This is a genomic window from Asticcacaulis sp. (assembly GCF_035497195.1).
GTDB lineage: Bacteria > Pseudomonadota > Alphaproteobacteria > Caulobacterales > Caulobacteraceae > Asticcacaulis.
This window is the reverse complement of sequence record NZ_DATJDZ010000009.1, coordinates 135,125-151,614: the sequence shown is the minus strand read 5'-3', so window position 1 is coordinate 151,614 and position 16,490 is coordinate 135,125. Positions and strand designations below refer to the sequence as shown.

19 protein-coding genes are annotated in these 16,490 nt (G+C 58.8%); 11 read left to right on the top strand and 8 right to left on the bottom strand.

Translation table 11 applies throughout. The features are described 5' to 3' along the window. Positions 1 to 2 precede the first annotated feature (2 nt). Genes VL130_RS02885 through VL130_RS02860 form a run of 7 tightly spaced genes read left to right on the top strand, consistent with a single transcriptional unit; the run spans position 3 to position 5,833 of the window. Positions 3 to 1,073, top strand: a complete 1,071-nt coding sequence (locus VL130_RS02885) for an AI-2E family transporter (protein WP_325360955.1) — start codon at positions 3 to 5, stop codon at positions 1,071 to 1,073. Positions 1,074 to 1,133: 60 nt separating this feature from the next. Continuing rightward, on the top strand, positions 1,134 to 2,570 hold the full coding sequence (gene murC, locus VL130_RS02880; RefSeq protein ID WP_325360953.1) for a UDP-N-acetylmuramate--L-alanine ligase: 1,437 nt from the start codon (positions 1,134 to 1,136) through the stop codon (positions 2,568 to 2,570). Next, positions 2,567 to 3,478, top strand: a complete 912-nt coding sequence (murB, locus tag VL130_RS02875) for a UDP-N-acetylmuramate dehydrogenase (protein ID WP_325360950.1) — start codon at positions 2,567 to 2,569, stop codon at positions 3,476 to 3,478. The genes murC and murB overlap by 4 nt, the downstream gene beginning before the upstream one ends. Before the next feature lie 23 nt (positions 3,479 to 3,501). Continuing rightward, positions 3,502 to 3,801 carry a DUF6881 domain-containing protein gene (locus tag VL130_RS19485; protein WP_414636199.1) on the top strand — a complete coding sequence of 100 codons (300 nt, stop codon included), beginning with the start codon at positions 3,502 to 3,504 and terminating at the stop codon, positions 3,799 to 3,801. Positions 3,802 to 3,811: 10 nt separating this feature from the next. Then, on the top strand, positions 3,812 to 4,681 hold the full coding sequence (locus tag VL130_RS02870) for an NAD(P)-dependent oxidoreductase (RefSeq protein WP_325360948.1): 870 nt from the start codon (positions 3,812 to 3,814) through the stop codon (positions 4,679 to 4,681). Continuing rightward, complete coding sequence (gene folP, locus VL130_RS02865) at positions 4,678 to 5,514, top strand: dihydropteroate synthase (protein ID WP_325360946.1); 837 nt, start codon at positions 4,678 to 4,680, stop codon at positions 5,512 to 5,514. Before VL130_RS02870 ends, folP begins: the two co-directional genes overlap by 4 nt. Before the next feature lies 1 nt (position 5,515). Next, positions 5,516 to 5,833, top strand: a complete 318-nt coding sequence (locus VL130_RS02860) for a hypothetical protein (RefSeq protein ID WP_325360944.1) — start codon at positions 5,516 to 5,518, stop codon at positions 5,831 to 5,833. A 97-nt stretch (positions 5,834 to 5,930) separates the two neighbouring features. On the opposite strand, the gene VL130_RS02855 is transcribed toward VL130_RS02860, so the two are convergent. Both VL130_RS02855 and VL130_RS02850 read right to left on the bottom strand, forming a co-directional pair. Further along, positions 5,931 to 6,281: a hypothetical protein gene (locus VL130_RS02855; protein WP_325360942.1), complete on the bottom strand. Its 351-nt coding sequence runs from the start codon at positions 6,279 to 6,281 to the stop codon at positions 5,931 to 5,933. After that, entirely contained in the window at positions 6,278 to 6,553 is a 276-nt protein-coding gene (locus VL130_RS02850; protein WP_325360939.1) for a DUF1653 domain-containing protein, read from the bottom strand. Before VL130_RS02850 ends, VL130_RS02855 begins: the two co-directional genes overlap by 4 nt. Positions 6,554 to 6,619: 66 nt before the next feature. Between VL130_RS02850 and thiD the strand changes: the two genes are divergently transcribed. After that, positions 6,620 to 7,399: a bifunctional hydroxymethylpyrimidine kinase/phosphomethylpyrimidine kinase gene (gene thiD, locus VL130_RS02845; RefSeq protein ID WP_325360937.1), complete on the top strand. Its 780-nt coding sequence runs from the start codon at positions 6,620 to 6,622 to the stop codon at positions 7,397 to 7,399. A 79-nt stretch (positions 7,400 to 7,478) separates the two neighbouring features. Here thiD and VL130_RS02840 read toward each other — a convergent pair whose 3' ends face one another. Further along, the gene (locus VL130_RS02840; protein ID WP_325360934.1) at positions 7,479 to 7,880 is read right to left on the bottom strand and encodes a hypothetical protein; all 402 of its coding nucleotides are present in this window, start codon (positions 7,878 to 7,880) and stop codon (positions 7,479 to 7,481) included. A 307-nt stretch (positions 7,881 to 8,187) separates the two neighbouring features. Between VL130_RS02840 and VL130_RS02835 the strand changes: the two genes are divergently transcribed. The 3 genes from VL130_RS02835 to VL130_RS02825 all read left to right on the top strand — a co-directional run bounded on the left by VL130_RS02835 (position 8,188) and on the right by VL130_RS02825 (position 11,895). Continuing rightward, on the top strand, positions 8,188 to 9,363 hold the full coding sequence (locus VL130_RS02835; protein WP_325360932.1) for a phosphoserine transaminase: 1,176 nt from the start codon (positions 8,188 to 8,190) through the stop codon (positions 9,361 to 9,363). Between the two features lie 333 nt (positions 9,364 to 9,696). Beyond that, the gene (locus VL130_RS02830) at positions 9,697 to 10,986 is read left to right on the top strand and encodes an adenylosuccinate synthase (RefSeq protein ID WP_325360930.1); all 1,290 of its coding nucleotides are present in this window, start codon (positions 9,697 to 9,699) and stop codon (positions 10,984 to 10,986) included. A gap of 108 nt (positions 10,987 to 11,094) precedes the next feature. Further along, positions 11,095 to 11,895 carry a response regulator gene (locus VL130_RS02825; protein ID WP_325360927.1) on the top strand — a complete coding sequence of 267 codons (801 nt, stop codon included), beginning with the start codon at positions 11,095 to 11,097 and terminating at the stop codon, positions 11,893 to 11,895. Positions 11,896 to 11,934: 39 nt separating this feature from the next. Here VL130_RS02825 and rpoH read toward each other — a convergent pair whose 3' ends face one another. The 5 genes from rpoH to folE all read right to left on the bottom strand — a co-directional run bounded on the left by rpoH (position 11,935) and on the right by folE (position 16,272). Continuing rightward, positions 11,935 to 12,867 carry an RNA polymerase sigma factor RpoH gene (gene rpoH / locus VL130_RS02820; protein ID WP_325360925.1) on the bottom strand — a complete coding sequence of 311 codons (933 nt, stop codon included), beginning with the start codon at positions 12,865 to 12,867 and terminating at the stop codon, positions 11,935 to 11,937. A gap of 302 nt (positions 12,868 to 13,169) precedes the next feature. Then, positions 13,170 to 14,207 carry an RluA family pseudouridine synthase gene (locus VL130_RS02815; protein ID WP_325360923.1) on the bottom strand — a complete coding sequence of 346 codons (1,038 nt, stop codon included), beginning with the start codon at positions 14,205 to 14,207 and terminating at the stop codon, positions 13,170 to 13,172. Positions 14,208 to 14,282: 75 nt separating this feature from the next. Then, positions 14,283 to 14,729, bottom strand: a complete 447-nt coding sequence (locus VL130_RS02810; RefSeq protein WP_325360921.1) for a biopolymer transporter ExbD — start codon at positions 14,727 to 14,729, stop codon at positions 14,283 to 14,285. A 272-nt stretch (positions 14,730 to 15,001) separates the two neighbouring features. Further along, positions 15,002 to 15,442 carry a biopolymer transporter ExbD gene (locus VL130_RS02805; protein ID WP_325360919.1) on the bottom strand — a complete coding sequence of 147 codons (441 nt, stop codon included), beginning with the start codon at positions 15,440 to 15,442 and terminating at the stop codon, positions 15,002 to 15,004. A 173-nt stretch (positions 15,443 to 15,615) separates the two neighbouring features. Beyond that, positions 15,616 to 16,272, bottom strand: a complete 657-nt coding sequence (gene folE / locus VL130_RS02800; protein ID WP_325360917.1) for a GTP cyclohydrolase I FolE — start codon at positions 16,270 to 16,272, stop codon at positions 15,616 to 15,618. Positions 16,273 to 16,490 lie beyond the last annotated feature (218 nt).

The window sequence follows — 16,490 nt, the reverse complement described above, 5'->3', positions numbered from 1 at the left end:
CGATGACCGAAAAAGCGCTCAATGCCGGTTTCATGCAGCGGGTGCTGTTCGTCATCCTGGCGATCGCCGCCGGCCTGCTGATTTTCAAGCTGCTCGGCTTGTGGCTGCTGATCTTCGGCGCCATTGTCATCGCCACCGTGTTGCGGGCGCTGGCCGAACCGCTGATCAAATATACCCCGCTGAACGATACAATGGCCGTTTTGATGGTGCTGGTACTGGTCCTGGCTCTCATAAGCGTCACGTTCACCCTGTTTGGTTATGAACTGGTGGCTCAGGCCCATAACCTGACCGAACAATTGCCGGCGGCCTGGACCGCTCTTCAGGCACGGCTTCAGGTCCTGGGGCTTAATGACGAACTGCAAAAGCAGATACAGACCCTGGGTCAGCAGGCCGGCGGCATGGCTTCCAAGCTGCCGATTATCGCCGGCAATGTCTTTTCCGGCCTGGCCAATCTGCTGGTGGCGACCATAGCTGGTATCATATTGGCAATTAATCCAGCGCAGTATCGTGACGGTGTGGTCTATCTGTTCAACGATGAACATAAGGACAAGGTGCGCGATGCCATGAACGTGGCTGGTCATGCCCTGCGTCTGTGGTTTGTCGGGCAGTTTATCTCCATGGTGCTGGTCGGCACTCTGACCGGCATAGGCCTGACGATCCTTGGCGTGCCCTCTGCCCTGGCTTTGGGGCTTGTCTCTGGCCTGGCGCAATTTGTGCCGATCGTCGGGCCTGTCGTTTCGGCCGGGCCGGGCCTGCTGCTGGCCGCGGTATCCGGCTGGCAGATCTTCGTTTGGGCGCTGGTCATCTACGTCGGGGTGTCGCAGCTTGAGAGCAACTTCATCACGCCGATGGTCCAGCGCAGCATTGCCTCCATTCCGGTGATCGTGACCCTGTTTGCGGTGATCGGTTTTGCCGGATTGCTGGGGGCGATGGGCGTGCTGTTCGCCATGCCGCTGACCGTCATCATCTATACCCTGGTGCGCCGGCTCTATACGGGCGAGGACGTGACCCAGCCAAAGGGCGAAAAGCCGTTCAGGGGGATGCTCAAGCCGAAGGCTGATAAAGCTTCGTGACAGCCTGACCGTGATGGTCTAAAGCCGAATCCCACCTCAATTCTGTCTGCGAAAACGCCCATGACCCTCCATTCCAAGCGCCCGACGCCTTTCGATCTCGGCCCTGTCCATTTTGTCGGCATCGGCGGCATAGGCATGAGCGGCATAGCCGAAATCATGATCAAGATCGGCTACAAGGTGCAGGGTTCCGACGCCAAGGCCTCGGCCAACACCGAGCGTCTGGAAAAGCTCGGCGCGCAGATATTCATCGGTCATGAAGCCGCGCACGTTTCAGAAGGCGTCTGCGCTTTGGTCTATTCGACCGCGGTGAAACAGGACAATCCGGAAATGGTCGAGGCGCGTCGTCGCCGCATTCCGCTGGTGCGCCGGGCGGAAATGCTGGCCGAACTGATGCGCCTGCAATTCTCCATCGCGGTCGGCGGCACCCACGGCAAGACGACCACAACCTCTATGGTGGCCTGCCTGCTCGATGCCGGCGGCATGGACCCGACCGTGGTCAATGGCGGTATCATCAACGCCTATGGCACCAATGCCAAGGTGGGCGATGGCGACTGGATCGTGGTTGAGGCCGATGAATCCGACGGCTCCTTCCTGCGCCTGAAATCGACCCTGGCCATCGTCACCAATATCGACGCCGAGCACCTCGATCACTGGGGCGATTTCGAAGCCGTCAAAAAAGGCTTCGTCGATTTCGTCGAGAACATCCCCTTCTATGGCTTCGCCGCCGTCTGTATCGACCATCCCGAAGTGCAGGCCCTGGCCGCCAAGATCGATAACCGCCGCCTGATCCCTTATGGTGTCAGCCCGCAGGCCGAGGTGCGCTGCGCCAATATCGAATTTGGTCCCGAAGGCGCGGTGTTTGATGTCGTCTTCTCGCCCACTGGCGTCGAGCCTTTCATCTGGGAAAAGCTCAGGCTGCCGATGACCGGCAATCACAATGTCTCCAACGCCACGGCGGCCATCGCCATCGCCCGCGAACTGGGTATAGGCGAGGACGATATCCGTCGTGGCCTGAGTGCTTTCGGCGGCGTCAAGCGCCGCTTCACCACCACCGGCGTGGTCGATGGCATCCGCATTATCGACGACTACGGCCACCATCCGGTCGAGATTGCCGCCGTGCTGAAGGCGGCGCGCCAGGTCAGCGAAGGCCGCGTCATCGCCGTCGTCCAGCCGCACCGTTATACCCGTTTGCGCGACCTGATGAACGAGTTCTCGTCGTGCTTCCATGATGCTGATGCGGTGATTGTCGCCGATGTCTATTCGGCCGGCGAACAGCCGATCGAAGGCGTTGACAAGACCCATCTGGTTGAAGGCCTGCATCGCTTTGGCCATCGCAACGCCGTGGCGCTCGATACGCCGGCGCATCTGGCCGGTCTGGTGGCTGCCGAAGCCAAGCCGGGCGATATCGTCGTCCTGCTGGGGGCAGGCGATATCACGCAATGGGCCTATGCCCTGCCTGCGCAGCTTGAGGCGCTGAAGGCTGGAGCGGCGGAATGAACGATAAGGCCTGGATTGCAGACTTGCCGCAGGTTCGTGGCAAGATGTTGTATGGGGAAGCGCTCGCACCATTTACATGGTTCCGGGTTGGCGGCCCGGCGGACGTGGTTTTCGTGCCTGCGGACGAAGCAGATTTGAGCACTTTCATTAAAGGACTCGACCCGTCAATTCCCGTCACGACTATTGGTATTGGATCAAACCTGCTGATCCGGGACGGCGGTGTGAGCGGCGTGGTGATCCGCCTTGGCCGGGGCTTCAACGAGGTCAAGGTTCTGGACGATATATCCATATATGCTGGTTCAGCGGTTCCAGATGCTGTTCTGGCACGCAAGGCCGCAGATGCCGGCATTGCCGATCTCGAATTTTATGCAGGCATTCCCGGTACGGTTGGTGGCGCCATTGTCATGAATGCCGGATGCTATGGTTCAGAGACTAAAAATGTTGTGGCGACAGTCACATATATGAATCGCTTGGGCGAAATTTGTCTAATGGGAGCAAGCGAAGAGTTCGACTTTAGCTATCGTCACAGTTCCTTCCAAAGCTCTGGCAATATAGTCCTCGGTGCGACTTTTGAAACCAGGAAGGATGATCCAGCGGCGATTAAGGCGCGCATGGAGGCCATCACCGCCCGCCGCGAGCAGACCCAGCCGATCCGTGAAAAGACCGGCGGTTCGACGTTCAAGAACCCCGAAGGCAAATCTGCCTGGCAGTGCGTCGATGAAGCCGGTTGGCGCGGCAGGCTGTTCGGTGCGGCCAAGTTCTCGGAACTGCATTCCAATTTCATGATCAATACCGGTGACGCCACCGCCGCCGAGTTGGAAGGTCTGGGCGAGGCCGTCCGCGCCGACGTCATGACGAAACTTGGCATCGACCTGCACTGGGAAATTAAGCGGATCGGCAAATCGTAAGTCTATTATTTCAAGAGGGATTGATGGAGTATCAAAAATCTATCTGGATAACAGGACCGCAGAACGATGCGTACATTTGGTATAGCGAATTAGACGCCGAACGTTGGGAACATCGAGTAATCGTCGAATTTCGTGATGGCTACTTGGAATATTCCAGTCTCGCTACGGAGCCGAGATATAGCTGGATATCCGAAAAGCCGTGGCCAAAAATGGAAACAACAGTGAACTTTGATCAAAACGTGTTGAGTCAAAACGAGTTCGAGAATTTGTGGTTACAAGCCCTCAAAACGGGACAGCATGGTATCACAAGACAACGAATATAGGAGATACGCCATGAAGGTCGGTTTTATCGGTTTGGGCAGTATGGGGGCGGCGATTGCGCCCAATCTGGTGACAGCCGGTCATGCGGTGACGGTGTGGAACCGCTCGCCGGAAAAGGCCGATCCGCTGGTGGCTAAAGGCGCCATTCGTGCGGTCACGCCCGCCGAGGCCAGCACCAGCGAGGCCGTCTTCACCATGCTGGCCGATGACACGGCAGTCGAAGGCGTTTCCAAAGCCATACTGGCCAGCCTGCCGGCAGGCGGCGTCCATATCTCCCTCAGCACGATCAGTGTGGCATTGGCCGATAAATTGACCGAGGCCCATGCCGCCAGAGGGCAGCATTTCGTTTCGGCGCCGGTATTTGGCCGTCCGCCGGTCGCCGCCGAAGGCAAGTTGTTTATCGCCGCTGCCGGATCGCAAGAGGCCATCGCCAAGGCCATGCCCCTGCTGGAAATCATCGGCCAGAAGGTACAGGTCTTTGGCGAGAAACCTTCGGCCGCCAATCTGGTCAAGCTGGCTGGCAATTTCCTGATCGTCAATGTTACGGAAGCCTTGGGCGAGGCCATGGCGCTGGTTGCCAAGGGCGGTGTCGAAAAGGCCGACCTGCTTGAGTTCCTGACCTCGACCCTGTTCGATGCGCCGATCTATAAAAACTACGGGGCACTGATTGTCTCAGAAAAATTCGAGCCGGCTGGTTTCGCGGCGGTGCTGGCGGCTAAGGACATGCGCCTCGCCGGAGAGGCTGCCGACGCGCTGAGCGTTTCCATGCCTTTGAATGATCTGTTGCGGGCGCGGCTTGGTCGACTGGTCGAGGGCGGGGAGGGGCATCTCGATCTGACGGCTCTATCCCTGCTGGCGGCCAGGGACGCCGGCCTGAAATGACGCTGATCACCCGCGCCGCCAAGGGCCCGCTGATCATGGGCGTGGTCAATGTCACCCCCGACAGCTTTTCCGATGGTGGACGCTATATCGGCTTCGAGAATGCGCTGGCCCATGCCCGACAATTGATCGTGGATGGCGCCGATGTGCTCGATATCGGTGGGGAATCGACCCGGCCCGGCGCCCATCCGGTCACGCTGGAGGAAGAAATCAATCGCGTTGTGCCGCTGATTTCGGCGCTTTCCAACCTTACCGATGCGCCGATAAGCATCGATACGCTCAAGCCCGAAGTGGCTGAGGAAGCCTTCAAGGCGGGCGCGAGCATTTGGAATGACGTCAGCGCACTTAGCTACACGCCTCACAGTCTGGAAACCGCCGCGCGCAGCGGACGCGAGGTGATCCTGATGCACATGCAGGGCGAGCCGCGCACCATGCAATCCAACCCGTGGTATGAAGATGTCGTGGCGGAGGTCGAATCTTATCTGCTCGAACGCGCCGGAGCGGCCATCCGGGCCGGGGTGAAGCGCGATCATATCTGGCTCGACCCCGGCATTGGCTTCGGTAAGACGCTCGATCATAACCTGACCCTTATCCGCGCCACCGACCGGCTGGCTTCGCATGGCTTTCCGCTGTTGATGGCGGCTTCGCGCAAGCGCTTCATCGCCGCGCTGGAGGAACGTGAGGGCGCCGAGCCTTCGGCCGCAGACGATCGTGTCGGTGGGACGATCGCCGTGCATCTTCACGCCATTGCTAAGGGGGCGAAAATGGTGCGGGTGCATGATGTGCTTGCCATGAGGCAGGCCTTGCGGGTATGGAGCGCGCTCGAAGGAGCCTGACTTGAGCTATCGCACACGCGCCATCATCTATCTGATCCTGCTGCCGGTCTGCCTGATCGGTGCGCTGGGTGATACTGTGCCGCTGGTCTTCTCCTTCGCCTTCCTGGCCATCGCCATTTCACAATTCTTCTTTCTGTGCCCGCGCTGCGGCAAGCATGTCGATACCAAGGGCGCCGATCGCGGTAATTTCTTCTATGGCGTTTTCGAGCCGCACGAAACGACCTGCCCGCGGTGCCTAAGGTCGCGCGAGAACGTCTGGCCGTTGCAGTATCTGACGAAGCGCGAGCCGTGGGACGGCGTAAGGCACGATGAGATTTAGCGGCGATTGCGCAGTTTCTGCACGAGCATGAATACGGCGATGACGATAAACAGTCCGCCGCAGATCAGCAAAAACGGGTCGTGAAGCATCTTGTCGATCATGTGGCCCTGTAAATATCGAAGGCGCCAAGGAAGGCCGGGTTTTCGATCACCGAGCCGCAACTCAGCATATATTGACCCGGCGGTTGCAGATTGAAGGCCGCCGGCACCAGCGGCAAAAACAATTCCTGTCCGGATTTCTTGCCGACCAGAGACAAAACAAAACCTTCAGACCGATTGGCGCGGATCAGTTGCCCGGCCAGAATTTCATAGCTCAGCATCTGATCGTCGGCGTCGATCTGGTTCAGGCGGACAAGGATCAGCGTTCCTCGCATGGCGCGCAGGATCGGATGGCCATTGTCGGCAAAGGCCTCCGGTTCCAGTTCTATCCATCGCTCAGAGTCGCTCAACTGTTGTCGTCCGTGAAGTCAGGAAAGGCTTCGACAAAGGCGAAGCGCGGCACGGTGCCAGCGTTAGTCTCTACCGATTCGGTGAACATGCCGAGTGGCCGTACCCACAGGCGCGCCTCTCCAGCGGTCTGTCCCATGGGGGCATAGAGCACCAGGTCTTCCTCGGTTTCCGAATGGGTCACGGTGCCGAAAACCTTATACAGCTTGTTTTTGTAGTGGCGATAGGTGCCACGTTTGATGGCGCTTTTGTAAAACGAGGTTGTCAGGGGCATTCACCCCTCCTATTTGAAGTTTATAAGGCTTCTATGAGCCTATTCGGCCATCCAGGACAAGACAGTATGCAGCGTGTTCTTATAATCGCCGGTTCCGATCCTTCGGGGGGCGCCGGCATTCAGGCCGATATCAAGGCGGTCACCTGCTTGGGCGGCTACGCCATGACGGCGATCACCGCCCTGACCGTGCAGAATACGCTCGGCGTCTCCGATGTCATGGCTGTGCCGCCCGCCTTTATTACTGCTCAGGCGCAGGTCTGCCTCGATGATATCGGCGCCGACGCCATCAAGACCGGAATGCTGGCCGATGTCGCCGTCATGGAGGCGGTGTCTCTGGTAATCGAAGGCGCCAGGGTCTTTACCGTCATCGATCCGGTGATGGTGGCCAAGGGCGGCCATGCCCTGATGAACCATTACGCGGTTGATGCCATGAAGGCGCTGATGCTGCCCCTGGCTGACCTGCTGACGCCGAATACGCCGGAAGCGGCGGCGCTCACCGGCCTGAGGGTCGAAACGGAAGACGACATGCGCAAGGCGGGTGAAGCCCTGCTGGCGATGGGCGCGAAGAATGTGCTGATCAAGGGCGGACACCTCGATACGCCGGGTGTGGTCGACCTGTTGTTTACCCGCAAGGGCGAGCATCGCTTCACCTCCGAACGGATCGACACCAGACACACCCACGGCACCGGCTGCACATTGGCGAGCGCGTGTGCCGCCCTGACGCGCGAAGCCCGGCCGCTTGAGGAAACGATCGGGCTGGCCAGAGATTATGTCGGCGGGGCGATCCTGATGGCGCCGGGGTTGGGCGAGGGGCACGGACCGCTGCGGCACAACTGGTTGTTATAGCCAAAAGGCGCAGAACCAGGTCCTGCGCCTTGAGGGATAAGAGACGGGCGGCCTTGAAGGCGCCGCCGGCCTTTACCGGTTAACCGCGACGGTTGTTGCGGTCGGTTTTTTCGTAACGGATCTGGACCTGCAGGCGATCGAGGCGGTTGTCCAGCTGGCTGATCTCGTTGACGTTCAGGCCACGGCCCGACCGTTCAAAGCTGCGCTTTTGCGCGGAGATCAGGTTCAATTCGTTATTGAGGCGGCGGCCTTCGCGCAGACTGATCTGACCGGTGCGGCGGCCCTGGTCGATCCGGCTGTCAAGACGCGCGATCTTGGCGCTCAACTGAGCCGAGGCGCGATCGTTGCGGTGGTTCCAACCGGTGCTGCGATGATCGCTGACGACCAAGACATAGGCGGGTTTGGCGCTGGCGATGGCCGGCGCGGAAAGGGTGGTCAGGGCGGCGGCAACGGCGGCCAGGGTGATCAGGGTCTTTTTCATCGTCTTTCTCCTTTTTGATGTGCGTCGCTGTTTCAGAAGCGATGACCTATATAAACACGTGCCCCCTGAGCCTGACCTGAACGGTGCGGTTCATATACGGTTCATGACGATTGGAAATTGGATGTAAAAACAAACAGATGCGCTTCTATCGTCAGCGGGATGGTAAATAGAAGTGCAGGAAAATACGACTGTGTTCGATCACGCTAATTGTTAAGGGCGGATAGCCGCCTGGATTGAAAAAACGCTTGCCCTGAAAGGCCTGAAAGCGCAAAGAGCGAAGGAAAATGTACCGTATCGTGGGGTTCGCATGTCGACTTTTTCCGCCAACAAGCCGGCTCGCGCGCCAGAGCGTCCGTGGTTTTCATCGGGGCCGACAAGCAAGCGTCCGGGCTGGAGCGTTCAGGCCCTGGTCAATGCGCCGGTCGGGCGCTCGAACCGCTCCAAGGTCACGGTGGCCCGGCTCAATCAGTCTATCGAACTGACACGCTCCATCCTGCAAATCCCGGAAGCATATCAGGTGTTGGTCATGCCGGCCTCCGATACCGGCGCCTTTGAAGCCGCCATGTGGAACCTTCTCGGCGAGCGCAAGGTGCAGCTTCTGGCCTTTGAAAGCTTCGGCCAGTTATGGGCCGATGATGCGGTTACCCATCTCAAGCTTGATTGCGAAGTGTTGAGCGCGCCCTATGGCCGGTTGCCGGATATATCGAAGATCGACCCGAAAGCCGATCTGGTCTTTCCGTGGAACGGCACCACTTCCGGTGTGCGCGTGCCCAATTCGGACTTTCTCAACGGCCATCAGGGGCTGGTGCTGTGCGACGCCACTTCGGCGGCCTTTTGTATGGAACTGCCGTGGCAAAAGCTCGATGTCGTCACCTTCTCTTTCCAGAAGGCGCTGGGTGGTGAGGCGGGCTTCGGCGTGCTGGTGCTGTCGCCGAAAGCGATCGAACGCTTGAACACCTGGGAATCCGGTCGTCCGATACCCAAGGTTCTGCGCCTGAAGGCCAAGGGTGTCGCCGATATGAAGATCATCGGTGGCGACGCCATCAACACCTACTCCTTCCTGGTGATCGAGGACTATCTCGACGCCCTGCGCTGGGCCTCGCTCGAAGGCGGCCTGGAAGGGCTGATCAATCGCTGCAATCACAATTTTGAAGTACTGCGCGAATGGGTCGAAGCGACGCCATGGATCGATTTCGTCGCAGAAGTGCCGGAACAGCGTTCCACCACCTCGGTTTGCCTGAAGTTCGTCGACCCGGCGGTCCAATCGCAGCCAGCCGAGATTCAGGCGAAACTGGCCTCCAAGATCGGTTCGCTTTTGGAGATCGAGGGCGTGGCCTTTGATGTCACCGGCTATCGCGCCGCGCCGCCGGGCCTGCGCATCTGGTGCGGCTGCACGGTCGAAGCGGATGATATCGATTCGCTGCTACCGTGGCTGGAATGGGCCTATGGCGAGGCGCTGCAAAGCGTGTTGGCCAGCGCTTAACTAAAGAGAAACACGGACAGGCACGGAAGAAGCCGGAATTACACGGAATTCTTTGTGGGTTTGCTTCTGCGCGAAGCGCCATAATGTCACAGCAGTTGCCACAAATATGATTGACACCCTTTGGGCAAGAGCAAACCCGCGTACTCATATTCCGTGTGATTCTGTCTTCTTCCGTGCCTGTCCGTGATCCCCTTTCCTTCCCGAAACCAGGCATAAGCGATCAGGCAAAATTAGAGGGTTACAAGCAGCGATTCCTGCTCTATAGGGTGCCACCGGCTAACAGGCGCATGGCATAGATCTGCGCTGCAATATTCTGTGACCGGAGCAATCATCTTGGCAAACGTAACCGTAATTGGCGCTCAGTGGGGCGACGAAGGCAAGGGCAAGCTTGTCGACTGGCTCTCCAACCGCGCCGATGTCGTCGTGCGTTTCCAGGGCGGGCATAATGCCGGCCACACGCTGGTCGTCGATGGCAAGGTCTACAAGCTCTCCCTGCTGCCGTCCGGCGTTGTGCAAGGCAAGCTGTCGATCGTCGGCAACGGCGTGGTGATTGATCCGTGGGCGCTGTTCGATGAAATCGCCCGCGTCGAGGCGCTCGGCCTCAAGATCACGCCCGAATTGCTGGTCATCGCTGACAATGCCTGCCTGATCCTGCCGATCCATTCCGAACTCGATATCGCCCGTGAAGCGGCCGCCGGCGCCGGCAAGATCGGCACCACGGGCCGCGGTATTGGCCCGGCCTATGAAGACAAGGTTGGTCGCCGCGCTATCCGCGTGGCTGATCTGGCCGATCTCGACGCGCTGGAATCGAAGATCGACCGTCTGCTGGCCCATCATAACGCCCTGCGCGCCGGCCTCGGCCTCGATCCCGTCGATGTGGCGGCCCTGACCGAGAAATTGAAGGCCGTCGCGCCGCGCCTCCTGCCGTTCGCTCAGCCGGTCTGGTATGTGCTCGACAAGGCCAAGCACGAAGGCAAGCGCATCCTGTTCGAAGGCGCGCAAGGCGCGCTGCTCGATATCGACCACGGCACCTATCCGTTCGTCACCTCGTCCAATACAGTCGCCGGTCAGGCCGCTGCCGGTTCCGGCATGGGGCCGAAGAGCGTCGGCTATGTGCTGGGGATTCTCAAAGCCTACACCACCCGCGTTGGTTCCGGTCCGTTCCCGACCGAACTGTTTGATGAAATCGGCCAGGGCATCGCCACGCGCGGTCATGAATTCGGTACCGTCACCGGCCGCGCCCGTCGCGTCGGCTGGCTCGATGCGGTTCTGGCGCGTCAGTCCATCGCCATAAACGGCATTGACGGTATTGCCCTGACCAAGCTCGATATCCTTGACGGCATCGAGACGATCAAGGTCTGCGTCGGCTATAAGGTCGGCGACAAGGTGCTGGATTATCTGCCGGCCAGTTTCAAAGACCAGCAAGGCATCGAACCGGTCTATGAAGAGATCGAAGGCTGGAGCGAAAGCACTCAGGGCGCCCGTTCGTGGAAAGACCTGCCGGGCAATGCCGTGAAGTATGTCCGCCGCATCGAGGAACTGATCGGTGCGCCGGTGGCCCTGCTGTCGACCAGTCCTGAGCGAGAAGACACCATCCTGATGCGTGACCCTTTCCAGGACTAAAAAGGCGCGTTGTTTTTTTCAATGCGCTCGAATTTTGCAACGCGTCATAAAATCTATTTTTACTAATCTGCGCTAAGGTCACGGCTTAAACCTTAGCCGTGTGTCCCCTTGTTCTCACTCGACCCCAAACTCGAAGCCAAACTGAAGCCGCATCTGAAGCGGGTGCTGGTGCTTGAGAGCAACCCTGCCTATGCGCGCATCCTGATGGATATGCTGCGGGTATTGGGGGCTGAAAAGGTGCAGGTCGAGACCGATGACCGCCGCGCCACACTGATCTGTCAGGATTTCGATCCGCAAATTATCTTTTGCGATCTCAAGGGCGCCAATATCGAAGGCGCGCCGTTCGTGACCGGCCTGCGCCGCTCGGATATGAAATGCCGCAAGATCCCGGTGATCATGATGGCGCCCAACGATCTGCCGGAGACCATGAAGCAGGCCCGTGATTGCGGCAGCGACGAGATCATGAAGAAGCCCTTCGCTTCGGGTGACCTGTTGCAGCGCCTGGATCACGTCGTCACCAAGTCCCGGCCATGGATCGAGGCGGTGATGTATGTCGGCCCTGATCGCCGGCGATTCAATTCGGGTATGGCTGGGACGGCGAAGCGTCCGCCGGAAACTATGTCGGACGGCATGAAGCGCCTTGAACAGAGTGTGCGAATCCTGCGCGCCGCCGCCGATCAGTTCGACAATGACCGCAAGCAGGCCAAGCGGGCGATTACTGCCCAGCTTGAGGTTTTGGTGCCGGCCTGCAAGGCGATCACCGATCCGAAGTTCAAGGCCGCCGTGACGGAAATTTTCGCCGCCTATAAATCCAATGAGATGACGGGTGAGATGCTCAAGGCGCCGGTGGCCGTGCTGGCCAAGCTGTTCCGCATCGATGACGCGCCAAAAAAAGAAAACGCGGCCTGATTTCAGACCGCGCTTCCTTAATTCAGATTTTCAGAAACCTTAAGCCGGAACCGGCGTGGCGGCCTGAGACGCCGCGACCATGGCCTTTTGCAGCTTCTCAAACGCCCGTACCTCGATCTGGCGGACGCGTTCACGCGACACGCCAAAGCGTTCGGCGAGGTCTTCCAGAGTGGTCGGGCTGTCTTTCAGGCGGCGCTCGGTCAGGATTTCCTTTTCACGGTCGTTCAGTTCGCCCATGGCGGCCTGCAACAGGTCCATGCGCTGACCATATTCCTGATTGTCGGCCAGGACGGTTTCCTGCGACTGCTGCTTGTCGTCGACCAGCCAGTCCTGCCATTCCGAATCGCCTTCTGATGCACGCAACGGCGCATTGAGCGACGAGTCACCCGAGGACATGCGGCGGTTCATGTTGATGACGTCGGTTTCCGACACGCCGAGTTTGGTAGCGATCTGTTCGACATGTTCGTGGTGCAGGTCGCCTTCTTCAAGCGCCGAGATTTCCGACTTCACCTTGCGCAGGTTGAAGAACAGTTTCTTCTGGGCGGCGGTGGTGCCCATTTTCACCAGTGACCACGAGCGCAGCACATATTCCTGAATCGACGCCTTGATCCACCACATGGCGTAGGTGGCCAGGCGGAAGCCACGATCGGGATCGAATTTCTTGACCGCCTGCATCAGGCCGACATTGCCTTCGGAGATGACTTCGCCGACAGGCAGGCCGTAGCCGCGATAGCCCATGGCGATCTTGGCGACGAGACGCAGGTGCGAGGTGACCAGTTTGTGAGCGGCTTTCGGGTCCTGATGTTCAGCCCAGCGCTTGGCCAGCATGAACTCTTCGTCCTTGGGCAGCATGGGGAACTTGCGGATTTCCGACAGATAACGATTGAGGCCGCCGTCCGGGGTCAGGGCGGGCAGGCTGGCGCCATCGCGGGTGGCCAGGTTCGAGGAGGAGGTCAGGGCAAGAGAACTCATCGGCGCGTCGCTTTCTGTAGAATTTTCTGTTTCTGGTCGGGATTCTGACGAAAGGTCAGAAAAAGAAGGTGTGTCGGACATGAGACCCGCGCCTTGTCAGTGAGGGGGAGCACAGACGAAGGGGATATCCTGCCCGACAACTGCGACTAGATTTAGGAAGCCTTTCGGCGAAAAAAAGACCTATAAGCTGCGAAATCGCAAAAAAATGGCGTCAGCCTGCGAATTTGTTGCAGAAAGGTATCACAATAGACGCTGTTACATGATCACACTTCGGTGAGTGCGGCGCACAATCACATCAGAATTTAATACATATCCGCCAGGGCGTCGGCCAGAGCCTGCATATCGTCAGGCAGGGGCGCCTTGAACTTCAGCTTTTCGCCGGTGATTGGATGGACAAAGCCCAGGAGTCCGGCGTGCAGGGCCTGACGGCTGAAGTCCAGCTCTTTCAGTATGGCTTGGACTTCTTTCGCCGGGGCGCCGGAGCCATAGACCGGATCGCCCAGGCACGGACAGCCGAGATGCGCCATATGGACGCGAATCTGGTGGGTGCGACCGGTTTCCAGCCGGCAGGTCAGCAGGGCAGCCAGTGGTTTGGTGTCACCATAGACCTCTTCAAGCTGGAAATGGGTAATGGCTTCGCGGCCGCCGGCGCGCAGCACGGCCATCTTTTTGCGGTCGTGGTGCGAACGGCCAATGCGGGTCGTCACCGTGCCGGACATATGTTTCGGCGAACCGCGCACGATCGCCTTGTATTCGCGGTCGATATCGTGACGCGAGAACAGTTCGCTTAAGGATCGGTGGGCCAGGTCCGATTTCGCGGCGACGAGGATGCCGGAGGTGTCCTTGTCGAGCCGGTGGACGATGCCGGGCCTGAGCACGCCGCCGATGCCCGATAGGCTCGATTCGCCGGAAGCATTGGCGCCGCAATGATAAAGCAGGGCGTTGACCAGTGTGCCATCGCGGGTGCCAGGCGCGGGATGCGCCGCCATGCCGACCGGCTTGTTGACCACGATCAGGTGCTCGTCCTCGAACAGGATGTCGAGCGGGATATCCTGGGCTTCCGGCCGCGCAGCGACCGGCGCGGGGATGCTGAGCGTATAGGCGCCGGCGCGGGCCTTGTGCTTGCCATCGGTGATGACCTTGCCGTCGATGCTCAGGCGGCCCTCGGCGATCAGGGCTTGCAGGCGGGCGCGGGAGAGATCGGCGAAATGACCAGCCAGAACACGGTCCAGCCGCTCGCCCGATTCGTCGTCATCGACGTCGGCGGTCAGGGTCTGGACATCGCCGGTGTCTTCTTCCGGTGCGAAGTCATCGTCAATGTCGTCAGGCGTGTTGGTCATGGGTTTCCAAAAACAAAGACACCGGAAACCAGCGGTCTCCGGTGTCTTTTATATGTATCTAAACCGATCGGAAGACTATTCGATGTCTTCGTTGATCAGGCCGATCTTGAGGTAGCCGTTTTGTTGCAGTTCGTTGATCACCTTGACGAAATCGGCATAGGTGATGTCCTTGTCGCCGCGAACCAGCACGCGTTGTTCGCTGAGTGGGGTGTTCGGATCGGTGGCGCGCAGAGCGGCCGCCACATCGCCGATCAGGCGGGCCATGCTGGTCTTTTGCGGCCCGATATAGATGTCATCGGGACCCATGATCGAAATAAAGACCGGATCAGGCTTCTTTTCGTTCGTGGGAGGCGCCTTCGCGGGCGGCAGGTCGAGCTTGATCGACACTGTGGCGGCCGGGATGGACACCATGAAGATGATGAGCAGAACGAGCATGACGTCGACGAAAGGCGTGACGTTGATGTCCGAATTCTGTGCGATGGTATACCGGCTATTACCGCCGCCGCCGAGCTTTGCGCCCATAGTCTAACTCCCTTTGTACCACCGCAGGCGAACAGCCCGCAGGGAAGAACATTATGTCATCGGCCCAGAGACCGCGCAATGAGTGCGCCGCCTTTTGCCGGTCGGAAGGGATTTAGGACAAGTCTCGGATAAAAGTAAAGCCTGAAAGCCATTCAATCTGGTCCATCATTAAGAATATTTCATGCGCGGCGACCCTCACCGAAGCAAAAACGCCGGAAATCGCCCAAAACAAAAAGCGGCATCCGGCGTTATCCCAAATGGTGAGATGGCTGTTACTCGATATCCTCATTGATCAGGCCGATCTTGAGATAGCCATTTTGCTGGAGCCGATTGATCACCTGAACGAAGTCGGCATAGGCGATGTCCTTGTCGCCGCGCACCAGGACGCGCTGTTCGCTCAAGGGCGTATCCGGGTCTGAAAGGCGCAGGGCGGCGGCTACGTCACCGATCAGATTCGCCATGCTGGTCTTTTGGGCGCCGATATAGATGTCATTCGGCCCCATGACGGAAATAAACACGGGTGGCTTTGGCGGCTTGGCGATTGTGCCGTCAGCGGGCGGCAGATCGAGCTTGATTGATACGGTGGCTGCGGGAATCGACACCATGAAGATGATGAGCAGGACCAGCATGACATCGACGAACGGCGTGACATTGATGTCCGAATTTTGCGCGATGGTGTAACGGCTGCTTCCGCCGCCCAGTTTCATGGCCATGGTGTTCTCTCCCTTTTCATATTGCGTGACCATAATTTATGCTTTACATTATACTTTGTAAAGCAAGGCATGTGAAAATAATGAAACGGGCGAAATAATGAAATGGGCGGATGCGGACATAAAAAAAAGCGGCCCTGCCGGAGCGGGGCCGCTTTTTCAGAAAGGTATGTAGCTTACCTGTGAATCAGGCGCAGGAAGCGGTCTTGCAAGGCCTGGTCGGTCTTGAAAACGCCGGTAAAGCGCGTCGTGACCGTGGTGACATTCTTGTGGTGGACGCCGCGGGTGCTCATGCACTGGTGCTCGGCGTCGATCAGAACGGCCACGCCGAGCGGCGCCAGCGATTCTTCCAGGGCGTCGGCGATCTGCTTGGTCATGGTTTCCTGGGTTTGCAGGCGCTTGGCGAAGATTTCGACCACACGGGCGATCTTGGAGATGCCGACGACCTTCGAGGTTGGCATATAGGCGACCCACGCCTTGCCGAGGAAGGGCGCCATATGGTGTTCGCAGTGCGATTCGACATCGATTTCGCGCAGCATGACCATATCGTCATAACCCTGCACATCCTCGAAGGTGCGCGACAATTCCTTGGCCGGATCGGCCTGATAGCCCTGGAACCATTCCTCATAGGCATCGACCACGCGTTTTGGCGTATCGATCAGGCCCTCGCGTTCGGGGTCGTCACCGGCCCAGGCCAGCAGCGTTTTCACGGCCTTCATGGCCTCTTCGCGCGACGGACGGTTGGTGAAGCTCACGATGCTCTTGGGCTTCGAGGTGTTCAGCAGGCTGTTTTCAGGGTTAGAATTGCCCAGCATGGGTTCCAGCGTATCCATAAAGTTTTCAATGCTCCCGAAGGCCGAGTAGCGCCGGAACGGAGGTTCCGGAATGACGCGTGACATCCTTCATAATGAGCCAGCCGGTCAGCGGCGGACTACAGGGTTTGACGACCTTATCGTAAAAAGGTTCCCGAAAATCAAACAATATCGTCCTGAACCCCTGACACCTTTACGTTCCGGCGCGCCTTGCGGATCATTCGGAAGCGCTATTAACG

Bases quoted from the DNA above. Each gene is read 5' to 3' on its own strand.
- VL130_RS02885 (WP_325360955.1), top strand. From the start codon at position 3: ATGACCGAAAAAGCGCTCAATGCCGGTTTCATGCAGCGGGTGCTGTTC.
- murC (WP_325360953.1), top strand. From the start codon at position 1,134: ATGACCCTCCATTCCAAGCGCCCGACGCCTTTCGATCTCGGCCCTGTC.
- murB (WP_325360950.1), top strand. From the start codon at position 2,567: ATGAACGATAAGGCCTGGATTGCAGACTTGCCGCAGGTTCGTGGCAAG.
- VL130_RS19485 (WP_414636199.1), top strand. From the start codon at position 3,502: ATGGAGTATCAAAAATCTATCTGGATAACAGGACCGCAGAACGATGCG.
- VL130_RS02870 (WP_325360948.1), top strand. From the start codon at position 3,812: ATGAAGGTCGGTTTTATCGGTTTGGGCAGTATGGGGGCGGCGATTGCG.
- folP (WP_325360946.1), top strand. From the start codon at position 4,678: ATGACGCTGATCACCCGCGCCGCCAAGGGCCCGCTGATCATGGGCGTG.
- VL130_RS02850 (WP_325360939.1), bottom strand. From the start codon at position 6,553: ATGCCCCTGACAACCTCGTTTTACAAAAGCGCCATCAAACGTGGCACC.
- thiD (WP_325360937.1), top strand. From the start codon at position 6,620: ATGCAGCGTGTTCTTATAATCGCCGGTTCCGATCCTTCGGGGGGCGCC.
- VL130_RS02840 (WP_325360934.1), bottom strand. From the start codon at position 7,880: ATGAAAAAGACCCTGATCACCCTGGCCGCCGTTGCCGCCGCCCTGACC.
- VL130_RS02835 (WP_325360932.1), top strand. From the start codon at position 8,188: ATGTCGACTTTTTCCGCCAACAAGCCGGCTCGCGCGCCAGAGCGTCCG.
- rpoH (WP_325360925.1), bottom strand. From the start codon at position 12,867: ATGAGTTCTCTTGCCCTGACCTCCTCCTCGAACCTGGCCACCCGCGAT.
- VL130_RS02815 (WP_325360923.1), bottom strand. From the start codon at position 14,207: ATGACCAACACGCCTGACGACATTGACGATGACTTCGCACCGGAAGAA.
- VL130_RS02810 (WP_325360921.1), bottom strand. From the start codon at position 14,729: ATGGGCGCAAAGCTCGGCGGCGGCGGTAATAGCCGGTATACCATCGCA.
- VL130_RS02805 (WP_325360919.1), bottom strand. From the start codon at position 15,442: ATGGCCATGAAACTGGGCGGCGGAAGCAGCCGTTACACCATCGCGCAA.
- folE (WP_325360917.1), bottom strand. From the start codon at position 16,272: ATGGATACGCTGGAACCCATGCTGGGCAATTCTAACCCTGAAAACAGC.